At 65.8% G+C, this 18,632-nt stretch carries 16 protein-coding genes; 11 read left to right on the top strand and 5 right to left on the bottom strand.

Features of this window, described 5'->3' with window-relative positions:
* Positions 1–23 precede the first annotated feature (23 nt).
* From MUN73_RS01845 to MUN73_RS01880, 8 genes are all read left to right on the top strand, one after another.
* Positions 24–1,154, top strand: coding sequence for an ABC transporter ATP-binding protein (locus tag MUN73_RS01845; RefSeq protein ID WP_250138746.1), 1,131 nt, complete (start codon positions 24–26; stop codon positions 1,152–1,154).
* 186 nt (positions 1,155–1,340) lie between these two features.
* Positions 1,341–2,495 (top strand): ABC transporter substrate-binding protein, encoded by a 1,155-nt coding sequence (locus tag MUN73_RS01850; RefSeq protein WP_250138747.1) that lies wholly within the window; start codon positions 1,341–1,343, stop codon positions 2,493–2,495.
* Positions 2,496–2,509: 14 nt separating this feature from the next.
* Positions 2,510–3,655 carry a M20 family metallopeptidase gene (locus tag MUN73_RS01855; protein ID WP_250138748.1) on the top strand — a complete coding sequence of 382 codons (1,146 nt, stop codon included), beginning with the start codon at positions 2,510–2,512 and terminating at the stop codon, positions 3,653–3,655.
* Positions 3,656–3,844: 189 nt separating this feature from the next.
* A complete protein-coding gene (locus tag MUN73_RS01860; RefSeq protein WP_250138749.1) occupies positions 3,845–4,753 on the top strand; it encodes an ABC transporter permease in 909 nt (302 codons plus the stop codon).
* Positions 4,746–5,549 carry an ABC transporter permease gene (locus MUN73_RS01865; RefSeq protein WP_250138750.1) on the top strand — a complete coding sequence of 268 codons (804 nt, stop codon included), beginning with the start codon at positions 4,746–4,748 and terminating at the stop codon, positions 5,547–5,549. Before MUN73_RS01860 ends, MUN73_RS01865 begins: the two co-directional genes overlap by 8 nt.
* A 76-nt stretch (positions 5,550–5,625) precedes the next feature.
* On the top strand, positions 5,626–6,609 hold the full coding sequence (locus MUN73_RS01870; protein ID WP_250138751.1) for a C-terminal binding protein: 984 nt from the start codon (positions 5,626–5,628) through the stop codon (positions 6,607–6,609).
* Between the two features lie 65 nt (positions 6,610–6,674).
* Positions 6,675–8,057 (top strand): aspartate aminotransferase family protein, encoded by a 1,383-nt coding sequence (locus tag MUN73_RS01875; protein ID WP_250138752.1) that lies wholly within the window; start codon positions 6,675–6,677, stop codon positions 8,055–8,057.
* A gap of 53 nt (positions 8,058–8,110) precedes the next feature.
* Positions 8,111–9,790 carry a thiamine pyrophosphate-binding protein gene (locus MUN73_RS01880; RefSeq protein ID WP_250138753.1) on the top strand — a complete coding sequence of 560 codons (1,680 nt, stop codon included), beginning with the start codon at positions 8,111–8,113 and terminating at the stop codon, positions 9,788–9,790.
* 84 nt (positions 9,791–9,874) lie between these two features.
* Here the strand turns inward: MUN73_RS01880 and MUN73_RS01885 are convergent, their stop codons facing one another.
* Entirely contained in the window at positions 9,875–10,861 is a 987-nt protein-coding gene (locus tag MUN73_RS01885) for an LLM class flavin-dependent oxidoreductase (protein WP_250138754.1), read from the bottom strand.
* A gap of 228 nt (positions 10,862–11,089) precedes the next feature.
* Here MUN73_RS01885 and MUN73_RS01890 point away from each other — a divergent pair, with 228 nt between their 5' ends.
* Together MUN73_RS01890 and MUN73_RS01895 are read left to right on the top strand one after the other, a co-directional pair.
* Entirely contained in the window at positions 11,090–12,226 is a 1,137-nt protein-coding gene (locus MUN73_RS01890) for an acyl-CoA dehydrogenase family protein (RefSeq protein WP_250138755.1), read from the top strand.
* Positions 12,227–12,421: 195 nt separating this feature from the next.
* Positions 12,422–13,930 carry a class I adenylate-forming enzyme family protein gene (locus MUN73_RS01895; RefSeq protein WP_250138756.1) on the top strand — a complete coding sequence of 503 codons (1,509 nt, stop codon included), beginning with the start codon at positions 12,422–12,424 and terminating at the stop codon, positions 13,928–13,930.
* 546 nt (positions 13,931–14,476) lie between these two features.
* Here MUN73_RS01895 and MUN73_RS01900 read toward each other — a convergent pair.
* The 4 genes from MUN73_RS01900 to MUN73_RS01915 form a co-directional block, all read right to left on the bottom strand.
* Positions 14,477–15,460 carry an ArsA family ATPase gene (locus MUN73_RS01900; protein WP_250138757.1) on the bottom strand — a complete coding sequence of 328 codons (984 nt, stop codon included), beginning with the start codon at positions 15,458–15,460 and terminating at the stop codon, positions 14,477–14,479.
* 124 nt (positions 15,461–15,584) lie between these two features.
* Complete coding sequence (locus MUN73_RS01905) at positions 15,585–16,550, bottom strand: ABC transporter permease (RefSeq protein ID WP_250138758.1); 966 nt, start codon at positions 16,548–16,550, stop codon at positions 15,585–15,587.
* Positions 16,547–17,464 carry an ABC transporter ATP-binding protein gene (locus MUN73_RS01910; protein WP_250138759.1) on the bottom strand — a complete coding sequence of 306 codons (918 nt, stop codon included), beginning with the start codon at positions 17,462–17,464 and terminating at the stop codon, positions 16,547–16,549. Before MUN73_RS01910 ends, MUN73_RS01905 begins: the two co-directional genes overlap by 4 nt.
* Before the next feature lie 111 nt (positions 17,465–17,575).
* A complete protein-coding gene (locus MUN73_RS01915) occupies positions 17,576–17,845 on the bottom strand; it encodes a DUF7967 family protein (protein ID WP_250138760.1) in 270 nt (89 codons plus the stop codon).
* 102 nt (positions 17,846–17,947) lie between these two features.
* Here MUN73_RS01915 and MUN73_RS01920 point away from each other — a divergent pair, with 102 nt between their 5' ends.
* Complete coding sequence (locus tag MUN73_RS01920; RefSeq protein WP_250138761.1) at positions 17,948–18,607, top strand: hypothetical protein; 660 nt, start codon at positions 17,948–17,950, stop codon at positions 18,605–18,607.
* The last annotated feature ends 25 nt before the right edge of the window (positions 18,608–18,632 follow it).

Here is an 18,632-nt window from a genome sequence, read left to right on the forward strand (position 1 = left end):
AATCCTGAGGTATACGATACACAATGACTAGGGTAGAGATTCGAGACCTCCGGAAGGAGTTCGGAAGCCTCGTCGCGGTCGACGACGTCTCCCTGACCGTCAAATCGGGGGAGTTACTCTGTTTGCTCGGGCCGAGCGGCTGCGGGAAGTCGACGACGCTCAGGATGCTCTCCGGGCTCGAGACGCCGACGTCCGGGACGATCGAACTCGGCGAGGAGGACGTGACGAACCAGCCGCCGTACCAGCGCGATTCCTCGATGGTCTTCCAGAGCTGGGCGCTGTTCCCGTACAAGACGGTCCTCGAGAACGTCGCGTTCGGACTGAAGATGAAAGGCGCTGACAAGCAAGAGCGCCGCGAGAAGGCCCGCGAAACCCTCGAGTTGATGCAGATCGAGGAGTTCGCGGATTCGGTTCCCACGGATCTGAGCGGCGGCCAGCAACAGCGGGTCGCACTCGCGCGATCGCTGGCGCTCAATCCGAAGCTGCTCCTGCTCGACGAGCCGCTGTCGAACCTCGACAAGCGGCTCAAAGAGCAGATGCAGATCGAACTGAAGAACATCCACGACCGGTTCGACAAGACGATGGTCCACGTCACCCACGACCAGAACGAGGCCTTTACCCTCGCCGATCGGATCGGTATCATGAACGAGGGGCGACTCGTCCAGGTCGGTCCGCCGCGAGAAGTCTACAACAATCCGGCGAACCGGTTCGTCGAGGAGTTCCTCGGCGAAACGAACTTCGTCACCGGGACTGCCTCCGCCCCGACCGAAACCGCCGATCCAGCCACCGTCGACGTGGAGTCTGCACCGGCGCTGTCGATCGACGTCGACACCGACGGGATCGACGACGGGGACGACCTCTCGGTGTCGCTCCGTCCGGAGGCCGTCTCGCTCGAGACGCCGGCCCAGGACGACGAGCAGACGGTTCGAGCCGACGGAACCGGTGACAGACAACACGTCACCGGGACGGTCGAGAACATCATCTACCGAGGCTCGACCGTCCGGTACTACATCGACGTCGACGGCGTCGAACTGTTCGCCGAGCAGAGCGTCGGTGACGCGGAACAGTTCGAAGAACAGGATACCGTCCAACTGTCGTGGGACCGATCCGATCTGCTCTGTTTCGACGGCTCTGGCGCGACCCTCTCTTCGTAACCGGTGCAACGGCCGACTCGAACGACACGAGTGTGAGGCCACACGGTCCAGGCGTGTGGCAATGGACGCCGACGGCTGCACGGAAACGGACCGGCACGACGTGAGAACCGACACCGACAGCGCGATTCCGGTCGTGGCGAGCGTCGCCGGTGGATATATATAGGATAACTATTGAATGGTAACATCATGCACGGGGAAGACGAACCAGCTACTGAGTCGAACAGCGTCAGCACCGGAGCCGCGTCGAAAACCGACCGTACCTCGACCGATCGGATCGGACGACGAGGATTTCTGGCAGCGTCGGGAGCGGGAAGCGTCGCGGCCTTCGCGGGCTGTCTCACCGGCGGCGGCGATGGGAGCGGCGGAGACGAGACGCTTCGCGTCGCCGCCTGGAGCGGATCGTACACCGATCGGTTCGACGAGGCCGTGGCGAAACCGTTCGAGGAAGAAACCGGAATGACCGTCGAGGTGTTGCCCCGGTGGAGCGAGATCATCTCGCAGATCCGCGCCGCACCCGCCGACGATCCGCCGTACGACGTGACGGTGACCGACGGCTTCTTCTACCACGAAGGCCGGTCCGACGACCTCTTCGAACCGGTTCGGTACGACAACGTCCCCAATATCGACGAGGTGTTCCCGTACCTCCGCGAGTTCAGGACCGACGAGTACGGCGTGCCGGTGGACGGGGACCCGACGTCGCTCGCGTACCTCACCGAGGCCGTCTCCGAGTTCTCCGGCTGGTCGGACCTGACGGAGATTTCCGGTCTCACCATGGAGGGAGGCTTCTACGTGTACCCGTTGCAGGTCGGGGCGCTGATGGCGGACGAGTACGAGGGCGACGGCGAACTGTACGACGAGAGCACGCACGACATCGTGTTCGAGAACCTCCGCGAACTCGACGTCGCCCGGTGGTACGACTCCGGGGCCGACGCCTGGGAGTTCATGCGACAGGGGATCGCCGACGCCGCCCAGTACTACGGCTACCAGACCGCCTACGACGCCCGGGAGGAACAGGACCTCGACCTGGAAGTCACGATCCCCGACGAGACCGGCGGCTTCTTCAACCACTACTGCGTCGTCCGCGGGACGAGCAACCGTGACATGGCCGAAGAGTTCCTGAACCACATGCTCGACGCGGAGGTCCAGACGAACTGGTCCGAGATCAGCGGCGAAGTGCGATCGAACCAGAACACCGAGTATCCCGACGACGTCGAGGAGATGATCCCGACGACCGAGGAGGAACTCAAGAACGTCTCCTTCCCGGACTGGGAACAGCTCAGCGAGTTCTCGGGAGACCTCAGCGAACGGTTCGAAGAGCTCAAGCGCGAAACTGGCGAATAACGTCGAACCAGCAGATGAGTTCCAGAGACGAGGTCGTCGATCTCGCGGCTGCGCTCGTCGGACAGCCGAGCGAAAATCCCCCGGGTAACGAGGCGCCCGTCGCGACGGTTCTCGAGGAGCGGTTCCGATCGTCGCCGATCGATTACGAGGTGACCGTGACCGACGTCGAGCCCGGACGGCCGAACGTCGTCGCCCGGGCGGGCGATCCGGACGGCGGCTCCGTGCTCCTGACGGGCCATACCGACGTCGTTCCGGCCTCGCGCGACGACTGGAACGGAGACCCGTTCGAGCCCCGGATCGTCGACGATCGGCTGATCGGACGCGGCACCGCCGATATGAAAGGGGCGATCGCGGCGCAGATCGTCGCCGCGGAAGCGTACGCCGCGGACGATCCGGCTGGCGAGGTCGTCCTCGCGTTCGCCGTGGACGAAGAACGAGATGGGGCGGGAACGAACGCACTCGTCGACGCGGGGATCGACGCCGACGTTGCGATCCTCGGCGAGCCAACGGAACTCGACGTCTGTACGGCCCAGAAGGGATCCGTGTGGTATCGTATCGAAATCCGCGGCGAGCGCGCACACGCGGGGACGCCGGACCGCGCCACCAGCGCGGCGACCGGACTGGGACGGCTCCTCGGCGCGATCGACGATCTCGACGCGGATCGACGCGAGAACACCGCCCACGACCTGCTGTCGCCCGAGACGGTGACGGTCACGGAAGTAGAAAGCGGCAGCGCACCGAACGTCGTACCCGGAGAGGCAGTCGTCACGGTGGACTGGCGGCTCCTCCCGGGCGAGAACGGGACGGGCGATCCCGATTCGGTGTTGTCGGACTTTCTGTCTGCGGTCGCATCCGCGCGCGGGCTCGACGTCACGTTCGAACGCATCGCGAGCGGGCGGCCGGCGGAGGTCGACCCCGAAACGAAACCGGTTAGGGTACTCCGGCGGGCCGCGACCGAGATCACCGATCGAGGGGCCGTCGGCGGGTTCGACGCCTGGACCGACCTTCCGGTGCTCGCGATCGACGGGTCGATCCCGACCGTCCTGTTCGGCCCCGGAAGCATCACCGACGCGCACACGGTCGAGGAATCAGTCCCGATCTCGGAACTGCACGACGCGGCTCGCGTCTACCGGTCGTTCCTCGATCGGTGGCTGGGCTGAGCATCGCCGCCCGGGACCATCGTGAACCGGATCGAAACACCACGAAATGAGACGAATGATACAGATCTCACAAGCTTTATACAGGTTCGAAGAATCGCTATCGTCAATGGTACGAAAGCACATGGCAAACAGTTGCCGTTCGCCGGCTGGAATCGCACGCCGCGGCGGCCCGACCGACGGAGGGGCGGCATGAGCACGGCCGATCGGAGGCTGCTTGGTCGGCTCGAAGCGAGAATCAGACGGTCGAACAACAGTTCGATGCTCCTGTTGCTGCCGTTGCTCGCCTTCGAGCTGGTGTTTTTCGTCGTCCCGGTGTTGTACCTGCTGCGGATCAGCCTCTACGAGCAAAGCGAGAGCGGCGCCTACACCGAGGGGACCTGGACCCTCTCGTCGTACGTCGAGATCCTGACTTCCGGCTACGTCCACGAGCTGATGCTCTTTACGTTCAAGTTCGCGGTCGTCACGACGGTCGTGACCGTCGCGGCGGCCATCGTCTACGCCTACGCGATCTGGCGGTCACAGGGCCTGGTCCGGACCGCGCTCCTGTTCGGCGTCGTCCTGCCGTTGCTGACTACGCTGGTCGTCCGCCTGTACGCCTGGGTCGTCCTGCTCGCACCCGACGGCACGATCAACGATTTCCTGCTGGCGACGTCGATCGTCTCGGACCCGGCGACGCTGATGAACAACACTTTCGGCGTCGTCGTCGGGCAGACCTACATCGCGTTTCCCTACGCCGTGCTGGCGATTTTCAGCGTCCTCTCGGCGATGGACTGGGAGATCGTCGAGGCCGCCCGTGACCTCGGGGCCAGCCGTCCCCGATCGGTCCTCGAGGTCGTGATCCCGCAGATGGTGCCGGGCATCGTCGTCGCGACGGTCATCACGTTCGCGTGGGCAGTCGGTGCCTACGCCGCGCCGTCGTTGCTCGGTTCGGCGGGCGAAACCACGTTCGCGATGCACGTCGACCACCTGATGCTCACCCAGTTCAACTGGCCCGCCGCGAGCGCGCTCGCGCTGATCATTCTCGCGCTCGTCCTCGCGAGCGTCGTCTTGCTGTTTGCGGTCCTCGACCGCTGGGGAGGTGACGTCGACTATGCGTAACAGAGAAGTCGCCGAAATCTGGACGTTCAGGGCCATTTACGCGGCCATGTTCGCAGTGATGCTGGCTCCGCTGGCGATCGTCGTCAGCACGTCGTTCTCGAACGCCGGTTACATCGCGTTCCCACCGGACGAGCTCTCGATGCGCTGGTACGGCGAGTTCGCGTCCGACACGGAGTGGCTCCGGGCGATCGAGAACAGCCTCATCATCGGCGTCGGCACGATGATCTTCTCGCTGTTCCTGGGAACGACCGCGGCGTTCGCGATCCAGGGGACGAACAGCCGGTGGGCCGACTACGTCGTGCCGATCGTCCTCCTGCCCCTGTTGATCCCGGCAGTCGTGATCGCGGTCGCCTTGCTGATGTTCCTCAGCCGATTCGACCTGCAACAGTCGTACGCGGGGATCATCCTCGCCCACTCGCTGTGGGCAACGCCGCTCGTGTTTTTCATCATGCAGGCGGTGTTCTCGCGGTTCGACTGGGAACTCAAGGACGCGGCGATGGACCTCGGAGCGGGCCCGACCCGGACGTTCGCCGAGGTGATTCTGCCGGGCGTGAAACACGGCATCGTGGCGTCGGCGCTCGTCGCGTTCGTCATCAGCTTCCAGGAGTTCATCATGGCGCTGTTCCTCTCGGGCTATGCCACCCAGACGATCCCGGTGCTCGCGTGGGTCACCCTCCGACAGGTGCTGAACCCGCTGATCAGCGTCGTCTCCACCCTGATGATCGCCGCCGTCATCGTCCTGCTGATCCCCGCGAGCCTCGCGCTCGGGTTCGAACGGCTCTCGAAACAGCTCTGAGCGCCGTGATCGCCGCCGGCGATCGATCGTCACGCCATTCGACACGTATTTTACGCGCCACTTCCACAGACGTGGTATGTCTCCCCAGCGCACGGTGCGAGTCGTCCACCTCGATCCGGACGGGTTCGCGGACCTGTCGGTCGAACGCGAGTTGTTCGAGTCCGAACTCGACGCGGTCTCGTTCGAGACGATCGACTGTTCCGGGCCGGCGATTTCGACCCGGGTCGAGGAGGCCGACGTCCTCCTGACCCACTACGCGACGGTTCCGGCCGAGGCAATGAACGCGACCGACTGCTCCGTGATCGGTCGCTACGCGACCGGCGTCGACGGAATCGACGTCGAGGCGGCGACCGAGCGCGGCGTCGCCGTAACGAACGTCCCGACGTACTGCGACGAGGAGGTCGGCGAGCACATCGTTACGCTCGCGCTCGCGATCCTTCGAGGGCTCCCGGCGTACACGGCCGCGACCCGCGAGGGAGCGTGGGACTGGCGCGACGCGACGCCGGTCCGGACCGCCGCCGATTCGACGTTCGGCTGTTTCGCGTTCGGGCGAAAGGCACGCGCGGCGGTCCGCCGTGCGGACGCGCTCGGGTTCGACGTGATCGCCCACGATCCGTACCTCTCGGACGAGGAGATACGGGACGGAGGAGCCACTCCGGTTTCGTTCGACGACCTGCTCGCTCGCTCGGACGTGCTCTCGCTCAACGCACCGCTGACCGACGAAACGGAGGGACTGTTCGACGCCGAGGTCTTCGCCCGGATGCGGGAGGACGCAATCCTCATCAACACCTCCCGCGGCCGGATCGTCGACGAGGAGGGGCTGATCGACGCCCTGGAAACCGGCCCGCTGTACGGTGCGGGCCTCGACGTACTGGCCAGCGAACCGCCGCGCGAGACCAACCCGCTGCTCGATCGAGACGACGTCGTCGTCACGCCCCACGCCGCCTGGTACTCCGACGGAGCGCTCGATCGGGTTCGGCGGCGCGGGACCCTGAACGCGATCGCGGCCTGGCGAAGCGAGACCGTCGACGGCGTCGTCAATCCAGCGGCGCTCCGGTGACGGCGCCCGACGGTATGTCAGACTTGCTTCACAATCTATAACACGGACCGCTCGGACTGTGGGATATGGCAGCTAGCCCACCACCCGAGGAGATACACCTCTCACAGCGGCCGGTACTCACCGACGGGCCGCCGGGACAGCGATCGCGGGACCTGCTCGCCCGGCAGGCGGACCTCGAGGCGAACACCGTCACGTACCCGAAGTCCCTCCCGATCGCGTTCGAGCGGGCGAAGGGCGCGACGATCGAGGACGTCGACGGGAACGTCTTCCTCGATTTCTTCGGTGGAATCGGCGTCGCGAACGTGGGCCACGCGAACCCCTACGTCGTGGACAGCGTCCAGGAACAGGTCGCGTCGCTCGCGCACACGATCGACTTCCCGACCGAAGCCCGCATCGAGTTCATGGAAGCGCTCGATGCGATCGCTCCGGGAGACCTCTCCGGAAACTGCCGGATCGCCTTCGGCGGGCCGACGGGAACGAACGCGATCGAAGCCTCGATCAAACTCGCCAAGTACAATACCGGAAACGACGCGCTCGTGGGATTTCGCGGCGGCTACCACGGCGGAACAGCCGGCTCGCTCAGCCTCTCGGCGTGGTCGGACTACAAGAGCGACTACGCGCCGATGCTCCCCGACGTCGTCCACCTCCCGTACCCGTACCCGTTCCGGCAGGGGACGTCCCCGGAGGACGCTGTCGAGAACGCGCTGTCGGAAGTACGATCGGTCGTCGAGGGGAGCCGAAGCGGCATTCCGGATCCGGCGGGGATCTGGGTCGAACCGGTGCAGGGGTCGGGCGGCGTCGTCACGCCGCCGGACGGCTTCCTCTCGGGACTCGAAGCGATCGCCCGCGAGAACGACCTCCTGCTCGTCGTCGACGAGATCCAGACCGGTATGGGCCGGACCGGCGAGTGGTTCGGCTGCGACCGGCACGGCGTGACGCCCGACGCGGTGACCGTCGGCAAGGCAGTCGGTGGGATCGGCCTCCCTCTCTCGGCGACGATCTACGACGACTCCCTCGACACGTGGGGGCCGAGCGCCCACGCGGGGACGTTCCGGGGTCACGTCCCGGCGATGGTCGCGGGGACGCGCGCGATGGAGTACATCCGCGAGTACGACCTCCTCGATCGGGCGACCGTCCTCGGGGACTACCTCCAGGACCGACTTCGCGAGGCGGGGGCTGGGAGCCCGTTCCTGGGCGAGGTTCGCGGGCGGGGGCTCCTCGTGGGTGCCGAGTTCGTCGACGCCGACGGCGACCCGTTCCCGTCGTTCGTCGCGGACGTCCAGCGGTACTGCCTCGATCGCGGGGTGATCGTCTGGACCGGCGGCGTCGAGGGGAGCGTCCTCCGCCTGCTGCCGCCGCTCGTACTGACGGACGAACAGGCCAGCGCCGGGATGGACGTCGTCGCCGACGCGATCGACGCGACGACCGCGGCGTACGCCGATCCGTAGAGACGCGAACCATTAACACACACCCATCCGTACCGTTTCACCACTCACCGCATATGACAGACGATAGCTACACAGGAAGCGACCTCTTCGTCGACGCACTGACCGAGTACGGCGTGACGCACGTGTTCGGAAACCCCGGAACGACCGAGTTGCCGCTCATGCGATCGATCGGCGACGCCGACCTCGAGTACGTCCTCGGGCTTCACGAGGACGTCGCGGTCGGGATGGCCGCCGGCTACGCGAGCACGCGCCGCTATCACGCCCACCACGAGGACGTGATGCCCGTCGGGGTCGTCAACCTCCACGTCGCCCCGGGACTCGCCCACGGCCTCGGAAACGTTCAGAACGCCGCGTGGTCCGGCGCGCCGCTCGTCGTGACCGCGGGCGCACACAGTACGGACTTCCAGCACGAGGAACCGATCCTCTCGGGCGACCTCGCGGACATGGCCGACGAGTACACGAAGTGGAGCGCCGAGGTGCAGGACGTCTCGGCGCTGCCGACGATGCTCCGACGGGCGTTCCGTGTCGCGCTCACGCCGCCGACCGGCCCCGTGTTTCTCGGCCTCCCGATGGACGTGATGATGGCCGAAACGGACGGCTCGCCCGAGCGCCTGGGTTCGATCCCGACCGCCGGGCGCGGGGATCCCGACCAGCTCGAGGCGGCCGCACGGGCGCTCGAAACGGCCGACGAGCCGGTACTCGTCCTGGGCGACCACGTCGCCCGATCGGGGATCGACTCGATCGAGGCGGCGACCGCCCTCGCCGAGGCGACCGGCGCGGCCGTCTACAGCGAGATGCTCACCTGCGAGATCAACTACCCGCCCGAGCACGACCAGTGGGTGTCGTTCGTCTCGCCCGGCGCGGACATGGCTCGCGACGTGTTCGATACGGACACGCTGGTGTTCGTCGGCTGTTCGACGAACACCCCCTACATCCCCTACGACGAGGAGTACGTGCCGGGCGACGCGACCTGCATTCACGTCAACGCCGACGCCTGGGAGGTCGGCAAGAACCATCCCGCGGACGTGGCCGTTCTGGGCGATCCCGGCGACGTGATGACCGAACTCGCGTCGATCGTCGACGTCCCGGCGGCGGAACGCGAGCGCCGGCAGAAGGCGATTCCCGCCCGGTGCGAGGCGGCGCGCGAGTGGCTGTTCGCCGAACGCGACGACCGGTCGGACGGGAGCATCTCCAAGGCTGCGCTCGCGGACGCATTGTGCGAGGTCGTCCCCGAGGGGTACGTCGTCAACGAGAGCAACACGAGCAAGTACCCGCTGATCACCCGGTGGTCGCTCGGACCCGAGCAGTTCATCTCGAACAAAAACGGTGGGCTCGGCTACGGGCTGCCGGCGACCGTCGGGGCCGCCGTCGCGATGTCACAGCGCGACGACGACCGGCCGGTCGTGGGCTTCGTCGGCGACGGCTCGTATCTCTACTACCCGCAGGCGATGTACAGTGCCGCCCGGTACGACCTCGATCTCACGGTCGTCGTCCCGGACAACCGGAACTACCGGATTCTCAAGGACGGTATGCTGACCATCTACGGCGGCACCGACGAGGACCACGAGTACGTCGGGATGGACTTCGAGCCTGGCGTCGACCTCGTGGCGAACGCCGAGAGCCACGGCGCCCGCGGGCTGGGCGTGAGCGATCGATCCGAACTCGAATCCACGCTCGCGGACGCGGTCGACGACGACGGCCCGGTCGTGGTCGACGTGGCGATCCACGACTGAACGATCGTCGCCGGTGAACTGGCAGTCGGAGTGGCGAACGGAAGCCGACGATCGAGAGCGCGGCGACGAACGGGTGCTGGGCTGTCAGTACGCGCCGAGGTGTTCGATCGTCGAGGCCATCAGGTCGCCGTCGGCCGATCGCGGGAAGAAGAGAACGATCTCGTCGGCGGGCGAGTCGGCGAACGCCTGGAGCTGGTCGTGGGCCTCGTCTGGCGTGCCGGCGATCGCCGTTTCCGCGATGACGTCGTCGCTGACCGTTTCGGCGGCCGCCCCGGGACCGTCGCTGTGCCAGGCGTCCCGGATGGCATCCGCGTTCTCCTCGAAGCCGGCGTCCGACAGCGTCCGGTGGTAGAACTCGCCCATCGCCCCGACGTAGAACGCGATGTGATGTCTGACCGCATCGCGGGCGGCCTGCCCGTCCTCGCTGATCGCGGCGACCGTGTTCACGGACACCGTGAGATCGTCGGGGTCGCGATCGCGCGACGCTGCGCTGTCGACGAACTCCTCGTAGAGCGCCGCGATTCGCGGCCGGGGGACGAAGATCGGCATCCAGCCGTCCGCGACGGCCCCGCTCATGCGCACGTTCGACGGACCGATCGCGCCGACATAGATCGGGACGTCCCCGGTCGCCCTGTCCGCACGGAACCGGAACCCGTCGAGCTGGAAGTCGTCCCCGTCGTGGGAAACGGTCTCTCCCGAGAGCACGTTCTCGATCACGCTGATCGTCTCGGCTGTGCGCCCGATTGGCCGATCGAAGTCGGCGCCGTGCCAGTTCTCGATGACGGCTGGACCGCTCGTGCCGAGTCCCATGACGAACCGATCGTCCGTCGCCTCCGCGACCGTCGCGGCCGCCTGACCGAGGAGCGCCGGCGATCGGGTGTAGACGGGAACGATCCCGGTCCCGAGCGTCACCTCGTCGGTCAACTGTGCGAGTTCACCGAGGATCGTGAACGCCTCCCAGCCCCACGTCTCGCCGATCCAGACGGAGTCGAGCCCGTGTTCCTCGGCGGCCTCTGCGTACGATCGCATCCGATCGTATTCGAGATCGCTGATGTTGATTCCGACCCTCACGCCCGGGCACCTCCGTTGACGCGAGCGATCGGTGAACGGGGCTGTCGGTACTGCCGCTGATCCGCATTGCTAACTCGACCCATACGCATGGGGTTGCGGCAGGTTCAATTATAGTTTGTGGAACCGCACCTCCCGGGACCCTCGTTCTCGGCGACGGCTGGGACGGCGGTGGCGATCGGACCGAAACCGACCGGCAATTATAATTGAACGTACTCGGAATAGGTGTGTATGCGGTTGACTGACAACCAGCGGTTTATCCAGAGACGAGTCCGCGACTTCGCCGAGCAAGAGATCGAACCGGTCGCCGTCGAGTACGAACGCGACGGAACGTTCCCGTGGGACATCATCGACGAGGCGGCCGAGATGGATCTGCTCGCGCCCGGGTTCGCCGAAGAACACGGCGGTGCGGAGATGGATCTGGTCACCGAACTGCTCGTCAACGAGGAGCTCCACCGGGCCGATCCCGGTATCGCGGAGACGGTGACGGCGGTCACGTTCGGCTGTGAGTCGATACTCGAGTACGGAACCGACGAACAGATCGAGGAGTACGTCGTTCCCGCGACCCGCGGCGAGAAGATCAGCGCCGTCGGCATGACGGAACCGGAGGCGGGGTCCGACTTCGCACACATCCAGGCGACCGCCGAACGGGACGGCGACGAGTACGTCCTCAACGGCAACAAGGTGTTCATCTCGAACGGCAGCGTCGCGGATTTCGTCGTCGTCTACGCCAGGACGAGCGACCCCGAAAAGGCCCACCGCGGCATTTCGACGTTCGTCGTCGAGGCGGACGCGGACGGCTTCGAGGCGACGCCGATGGACGGCTTCCTCGGTCCGGCGACGACCGATCTCGGGCAGCTCTTCATGAACGACGTCCGGGTACCCGCCGACGCCCGTCTCGGGCCCGAGGGAGAGGGATTCTACCAGGCGATGGCGTTCCTCGACGAGGGCCGACTGAACGTGGCCGCCGCGTCGATCGGCGCGGCCCGCGGTGCGCTCGACCTGCTCACCGACTACGTCTCCGAGCGGCGCCAGTTCGGCGAACCGATCGCCTCGAACCAGTCCGTCCGGCACCGCGTCGCCGACCTTCGGACGCGGATCGAGGGCGCCCGATCGTTCATCTACGATACCGCCAGGGAATTCGAGAACGACGGGGAATTCGACACCGAGCGCGCCGCGATGGCGAAGCTCATGGCGACGACGATACTCGAGGACGTGGCCAGCGAAGCCGTACAGTTACACGGCGGGTACGGCTGTTTCGACGAGTACCGGGTCGAGACGTTCTTCCGGTTCTCGAAGATCCCACAGATCTACGAGGGAACGAACGAGATGCTGCGCGAGGTCATCGCCGACGCGACGTTCGAGTGAGCCCTATCGAACCGATGAGTCGAATCGTCGTCGGTAGCGACAGCGTTCCGCTGGATCGTCGATCCCGTTCGGGTCGCCCCCGGAAGGGACGGAAATCGGACACGCCAGCACCTACCGGACGCGCGATTCACCTCACGAGATCAACATATGTATCAACGCTTATAATGTATACGACACCAGACACAGGAAAAGACGATGAATTTCGTTAGCTACGTGTGCCTCCGTTCCCAGGGGCACCCGTCGGCGGTAGCCGTCCGTTCCGGATCGGAGTCCTGGACGTACGGTGAACTGCTGGACGACGTTCGGACGGCCGCCAACGTACTCGCGGACCACGGTGTCGAGGACGGGTCCCGGGTCGGACTCATGCTCCACAACCGGTACGAGTTCGTCGTCGGAACGCTCGCGACGCTCGCCAGACGGGCGATCGTTGTCCCGATCAATCCCGACTACAAGCGACACGAACTCGGTCACATTCTCGGACAGTCCACACCCGAGGTCGTTCTCGGCACCGCGAGCGCGTACGAACACGCGGCCGACGAACTCCCGGTCGGAACCGACTGGTTCGACGTCGGCGATCGGAACTCCGATCGGACGGGGTTCTGGGACGCAATGGCCACAGCCGCCGACGAGTATCGGATCCCGAAGACGCTCGATTCCAAACGCGCGTTCCTGCTGTACACGTCGGGAACGACGGGGCAGCCGAAAGGCGTGGTTCACACCCACGACAATTTCATCGCGGTCTCGGACGCGTGTGCGATCTCCTACGAGGTGACCCCGGGGGACGGCTTCCTCGCCGCGATGCCGATGTATCACTGTACCGGGATGAGCGTTCTCGGAACGACCTTGAAGTACGGTGGCGAGCTGGTCCTCGTCTCCGAGTGGGACCCCGAACGAACCCTCCGTGCGATCGACGAGTACGACGTGAACGTCTTCTCGGGCGTCCCGACCATGTACCAGGACTGGCTGAACGTCGACGACGGGATCGATACCGGGTCGATGCACACGGCGGTCATCGGCGGCGCGGGAACGACGGCGGAACTCATTCGTCGCTCGGAAGCGTTGCTCGATTGCCCCGTACTGAACGGATACGGGATGACCGAGAGCTTCATCGCCGGCATCTGGGAGCGACGGAACGACGAACGGCGACTGCCCAGCGTCGGCCGAACCACGGACAGGCTCGTCGAGGTCAGGGTCGTCGATCCCGACTCCGGGGACGACCAGCCGCCGGGCGAACCGGGCGAACTCCTCATCCGCGGACGCCCGATGATGGAGGAGTACTTCGACGAACCCGAGAAGACTGCCGCCGCGTTCGACGACGACGGCTGGTTCCATACCGGCGACTGGGCCCGGATCGACGCCGACGACTACCTGTACATCGTCGATCGCATGGATTACACGATCCTCTGTGGCGGCCACAACGTGTATCCACAGGAAATCGAGGGGGTGATCGAGTCGCTCGACGGCGTCGACAGCGCCGTCGTCGTCGGCCGGGAGGACGACCGAAAGGGGGCGAAACCGATCGCGCTCGTCACGGACAACGGCGATCCCCCGAGTGCCGACGAGATCAAGACCTACTGTCTCGAAAACCTGGCACCGTACAAACACCCGCGCGAAGTACAGTTCGTCGACGAACTCCCGCGCAACGACGTCGGGAAAGTCGATCGAGACGCGTCGGCGAACCTGCTCCCGTCGAGTCGCTCGTGAGACAGTGCAGAGACCAGCGGCGTAGTCCGTGCCGCCCACAATAGTATACAAAGCGATATTTTCCGCTATGAACAAATATGTTGTTTGTATTGACTATAATATGTAGTTGGAAGAATATCTGTCCGATTTCCAGTACGAGTCCCCATATGGGTTCGTTTCTTTCCCCTCTGCGGCCGTACATCGGCTCAAATCCAGGGTTTGTCCACTATTTCCCCATACACGAAAGACGATAGAAACGGAACCGGTCCCGCGGAGAGCGACGGGGCCCACGTAGATCGATAATTAGCTATAGGAGCACCCATATACCAGAAAACCCGGGATTCGAGTTCTAGATGCGGCCAGGCGGGGCAAGATAATAAACAATGTATGAGTTCTGTAAGAGAGAGAGAGAATCAAAACGCCGGGATAGCAGGGACAGGCGGCTCCGTAGCGAGCAACACGGAGAGCGGATCGAAACCGACAGCAGCGAGTCCGCTGGCACGCTGTCCAATCGCACGCGGAACCGGTCCCGGTGACCGGGAGTCGGAAGACTGCTCCGGGAGGCGATCATGGGGGGAGCCGATCGGCGATCGCCGCGAGCGCCTCGCGACCCTGCACCTCGTCCGCGAGTTCGGGCACGATCGTGACCGCGAGATCGGGGACGGTCGCCCGGATCTCGCCGACGCGGCGCTCGTGACGCTCCCGCCGGGACCGACAGCGCGAACAGCCCTCCGTCGGGTCCTCGAAGACCCGGTTGACGACGAGGCGATCGATCGGGATCTCGGCCTCGCGGAGCCGGTCGACGAGTCGCTCCGTCTCGGCGATCGCCATCCGTTCGGGATGGGTGACGACGCGAAACGCGGTGCGCTCGGGATCGCGGAGGATTTCGCGGGCGCGCTCGAGGCGGTCCTGGAATCGGACGAGGTCGTCCTCGTCGCGATCGGGGCCGGTCATCACGGACATCGGGCCGAGGACGGCGCTGCGGGCCGCCGTGCCGATCCGGCGAACCTGCCCGCGGAGCGATCGGGTCGTCTCGAGCGCAAGCCCCATCACCTCGGGGGTGTCGAACAGCCGGAGCGTGTGGCCCGTCGGCGCGGTGTCGAAGACGACGACGTCCCATGCGCCCGAGTCGACGTACTCCACGAGCAAGTCGAGGGCCGCGAGTTCGTCGCTCCCTGCGGGCGCACCCGCGGCGAAGATCCGTTCGACCTCTGCCTCGTCGAGCCTGATGCCCGCACTGCGCAGATCGGCTGCGAGCGCTCGCGCCAGCGTTTCGTATCGCTCCGTACGGGTCTCGGGGTCGATCTCGACGGCCCACAGGCTCCCCGATTCGCCGGCTCCGCGATCGGCGTCGGTTTCGCCGCTAACACCGTCGATCGCCGTCGGCTCCGGCCCGATCGCGGTCCCGAACGAGTCTGCCAGGGAGTGGGCCGGATCGGTCGAGACGACGAGGGTATCCCGACCCTCGTCGGCGAGTCGGAGTCCGGTCGCCGCCGCGCAGGTCGTTTTCCCGACGCCGCCTTTCCCGCCGTAGAAGATGCAGTCGGTCACAGCGCCAGTACCACGGACCGGTACCTAAACGTCTCGTCGAACTGGCCGGGCGGGCGCGCGTGTGATCGGATCGCCATCCACCCGAAGAACGGACCGAACCGACGAAAAACCGGATCGGCGGAGTTCAGAGGTCGACCTTGTCGAACCGGTAGAGCGCGACCGCGATCGGAACGACGATCCAGAACAGCAGGACGACGAGCGAGAACCAGTCCTGCATGTAGAAGGGGACGTTACCGCCGAACGCCTCCTCGACCGATCGGATGGCGTCGGGGTTTCGCTCGGCGACCGAGGTGGCAAGCGTCAGGACGTTCCGGTAGGCGACGCCGGGATCGAAGCTGTTGAACAGGAAGAACACGTCGTGTGGCCGGGTCAACTCGACCGTCTCGCCGCCGAGACCGGTGGTCGTGTACTCGGTTCCGGGGAGGTAATCGAGTCGGACCAGCAGGTTGGCCACGCCGAGTACGGTCTCCCAGACGATGTAGAAGAGGACGAAGACGCCGAACGCGAACGCGCCGGCGACGGTCGTCGAGCGGGCGAACGACGAGATGGCGACGGCGATGCTGGTGTAGGCGACGCCGTAGAGGATCGAGACCAGGAGCAAGCCGACGTAGTCGACGACGTCGAACCCGCCGAACAGGACGGCGACGATGGCCGCCGCCAGGAGGAAGCCGGTGACGAGCGAAACGGACAGCACGCCCGCTCTGCCGATGAGTTTGCCGAGCAACACGTCCTTCCGGGAGTGGGGCAGGGAGAGCAAGACCTTGATGCTCCCGGACTCGCGTTCGCCCGCGATCGCCTTCCAGCCCAGGACAAGCGCGATCAGGGGGATGACGAGGCGCGTGACGCTGTGGGTAAGGCTGATGAGTCCCTCCGTCGTCGCCCCAGCCTGGGCGAGGTCGGCCCCGGTGTACCACAGGATCGCCGTGGGAATCACCAGGATCATGAAGAAGAACATGCTCAGACCCATGAACAGCCACGATCGAACCGCGTCCTGGAAGTCCTTCTTCGCGATCGCGCGGATGCTGTCGGGGTCGATCGAACTCGACGGCGTCGTGGTCGCTCGCGACCCGCCGGCGGTCTCCGTGCTCATGCTTGCACCCCCGTGGTGTAGGACTGGAAGACGTCGTCGAGCGACGCTTCGGTCGTCGAGAAGTCCTCGACCTCGATCCCGTGGTCTTCGAGCGTCGAGAGGACGGCGGTCTTCGATCCGTCGACCTGGACGGCGATCGTCGGCGGATTCTCGCTCTCGACGGCGGCGTCGCTCACGTCCGGGAGCGAGCGCACCGCGTGTAGCGCGTCGTCGTCGATCCGATCGACGGTGACCCGCAGCGCTTCCCCGCCGCTGACGGAGTCGCGAAGTCCTTCGACGGAGTCGACGGCGACCATCTCGCCCTCGCGGAGAATGCCGACGCGGTCACAGACCGCCTCGACCTGCTCCATGATGTGACTCGAGAAGAAGACGGTCGCGCCGCGCTCGTTCTCCTCGCGGACGATCTCGCGCATCTCGCGGGCCCCGTTGGGGTCGAGTCCGGTGGAGGGCTCGTCCAGGATCAGCAGGTCGGGTTCGCCGACGAGCGCCATCGCCAGCATGAGCCGCTGGGACATCCCTTTCGAGTAGCCGCCGGCTTTCTTGTCGATCGCGTCGGCCAGGTCGACCCGTTCGAGGAGGGCTTCGGGGTCGTCGTCGACGCCTTTCGACTCGATCGCGAACTCGAGGTGCTGGCGGCCGGTGAGCCGATTGTAGGCCTGGTAGCCTTCGGGGAGGACGCCGGTCCTCGAGCGGATCTCGCGGCTGTGTGCCTGCGCGTCGAGGCCGAGGACCTGGACCTGCCCGGCGGTCGGACGGACGAAATCCAGCAGGACGTTGATCGTCGTCGACTTGCCAGCCCCGTTGGGACCGAGGAAGCCGAACACCTCGCCCTCCTCGACGTCGAACGAGAGGTCGTCGAGGGCGAGGGTCTGACCGTAAGATTTGGTCAGGTTGTCGACTGTGATTGCGGGCATAGCTGTCTGTGTTGACACACCGTTTGCCGATAAGGTTTGTCACTTGCAGCCAATGATATACCCCAGAATTATGGGGGAATTAGTGGTTATGGGGGAATTAGTGTTCAGTTTTCAGATCGGATCGTCCGGATCGTACCGCTCTGCTGTCCGTTCGACCTCCGACGCGTACCGTTCGCGGGTCTCCGCGTCCGGAACGGGTTCGAGGTCGGCTTCGGGAATCTCGGTCGCCGCCGTGACCGTCGGTCCGGTCCGGAGCGACGTCGAGGACCGCTGGCGTTGCTGGTAGCGCGACCCATCCGGCGTCGCGTAGACGATCGTCACGAAGTCGCGGTCGCCGAACTCGCGTTCGACGAGCCAGCACCGTACCGTCGAGTCACTCATACCCGGGCCTTGCGGATCGAGGACCGAGAATGTACCGTGTCGGCTCCGCCACCCCGAGAAAGCACCGCCAAACTTTGAGGATCGGCGAGCGAGGGCGAGACGATGGAGTGGACGGACCACGTCGATCAGTTGCTCCTCGACGGCGAGCGCGAGCGCGAGCGGATCGAACTCGAGTCGGCGATCGTCGTCGTCACGACCCACCGCGTCCTCGCGTTCACCCCCGGACGCGACGGGGCGGACTTCCGGGTCGTCGATCGACCGAACGTCCGGAACGTGACGGTCGACGACGACGGGAGCCGCCGGACCGCCGGCTGGACGCTCGCCTCCGGCATCCTCGGTATCGGGTTGCTCGTGACGTCCACGGTCGTCGATCCGGGCAGGATCGTCGGCGACGTCGACGGCGACGGCCCGGTCTCGGGCGTCGTCGAGACCGCGTTCCAGGTCGCCGAGACGGTGTTGACGGGCGTCGAACTCGCACTGTTCGGCGGCGGCCTCCTCCTGCTCGCACTCAGCCTGCTCTTTGGCCTGCGATACGGCCACTCGCGATCGCGCCGACTGGTGCTCCGGATCGCCGGCGACGACGACCTCGACCTGCCGGTCACGGACGCCGATCTCGAGGCGGGCGCGGTTCCGGCGCTCGAGGCCGCGATCGGGCCGGAGTCGACCGAGAGCGGTCCCGTGGACGGGCCGAACGAGGGTGGCGGGACACCCGACCCCGATCGGGACGGTGGGATCGACCGCAGGGACGGGGCGACCCGGTGACGTCAGGCTGAAAGCCGCTCGCTTC

Source organism: Halosolutus amylolyticus, assembly GCF_023566055.1.
Lineage (GTDB): Archaea > Halobacteriota > Halobacteria > Halobacteriales > Natrialbaceae > Halosolutus > Halosolutus amylolyticus.

Coding starts and splice junctions, on each gene's coding strand:
- MUN73_RS01845 (WP_250138746.1), top strand. CDS start 24: ATGACTAGGGTAGAGATTCGAGACCTCCGGAAGGAGTTCGGAAGCCTC.
- MUN73_RS01850 (WP_250138747.1), top strand. CDS start 1,341: ATGCACGGGGAAGACGAACCAGCTACTGAGTCGAACAGCGTCAGCACC.
- MUN73_RS01855 (WP_250138748.1), top strand. CDS start 2,510: ATGAGTTCCAGAGACGAGGTCGTCGATCTCGCGGCTGCGCTCGTCGGA.
- MUN73_RS01860 (WP_250138749.1), top strand. CDS start 3,845: ATGAGCACGGCCGATCGGAGGCTGCTTGGTCGGCTCGAAGCGAGAATC.
- MUN73_RS01865 (WP_250138750.1), top strand. CDS start 4,746: ATGCGTAACAGAGAAGTCGCCGAAATCTGGACGTTCAGGGCCATTTAC.
- MUN73_RS01870 (WP_250138751.1), top strand. CDS start 5,626: ATGTCTCCCCAGCGCACGGTGCGAGTCGTCCACCTCGATCCGGACGGG.
- MUN73_RS01875 (WP_250138752.1), top strand. CDS start 6,675: ATGGCAGCTAGCCCACCACCCGAGGAGATACACCTCTCACAGCGGCCG.
- MUN73_RS01880 (WP_250138753.1), top strand. CDS start 8,111: ATGACAGACGATAGCTACACAGGAAGCGACCTCTTCGTCGACGCACTG.
- MUN73_RS01890 (WP_250138755.1), top strand. CDS start 11,090: ATGCGGTTGACTGACAACCAGCGGTTTATCCAGAGACGAGTCCGCGAC.
- MUN73_RS01895 (WP_250138756.1), top strand. CDS start 12,422: ATGAATTTCGTTAGCTACGTGTGCCTCCGTTCCCAGGGGCACCCGTCG.
- MUN73_RS01905 (WP_250138758.1), bottom strand. CDS start 16,550: ATGAGCACGGAGACCGCCGGCGGGTCGCGAGCGACCACGACGCCGTCG.
- MUN73_RS01910 (WP_250138759.1), bottom strand. CDS start 17,464: ATGCCCGCAATCACAGTCGACAACCTGACCAAATCTTACGGTCAGACC.
- MUN73_RS01915 (WP_250138760.1), bottom strand. CDS start 17,845: ATGAGTGACTCGACGGTACGGTGCTGGCTCGTCGAACGCGAGTTCGGC.
- MUN73_RS01920 (WP_250138761.1), top strand. CDS start 17,948: ATGGAGTGGACGGACCACGTCGATCAGTTGCTCCTCGACGGCGAGCGC.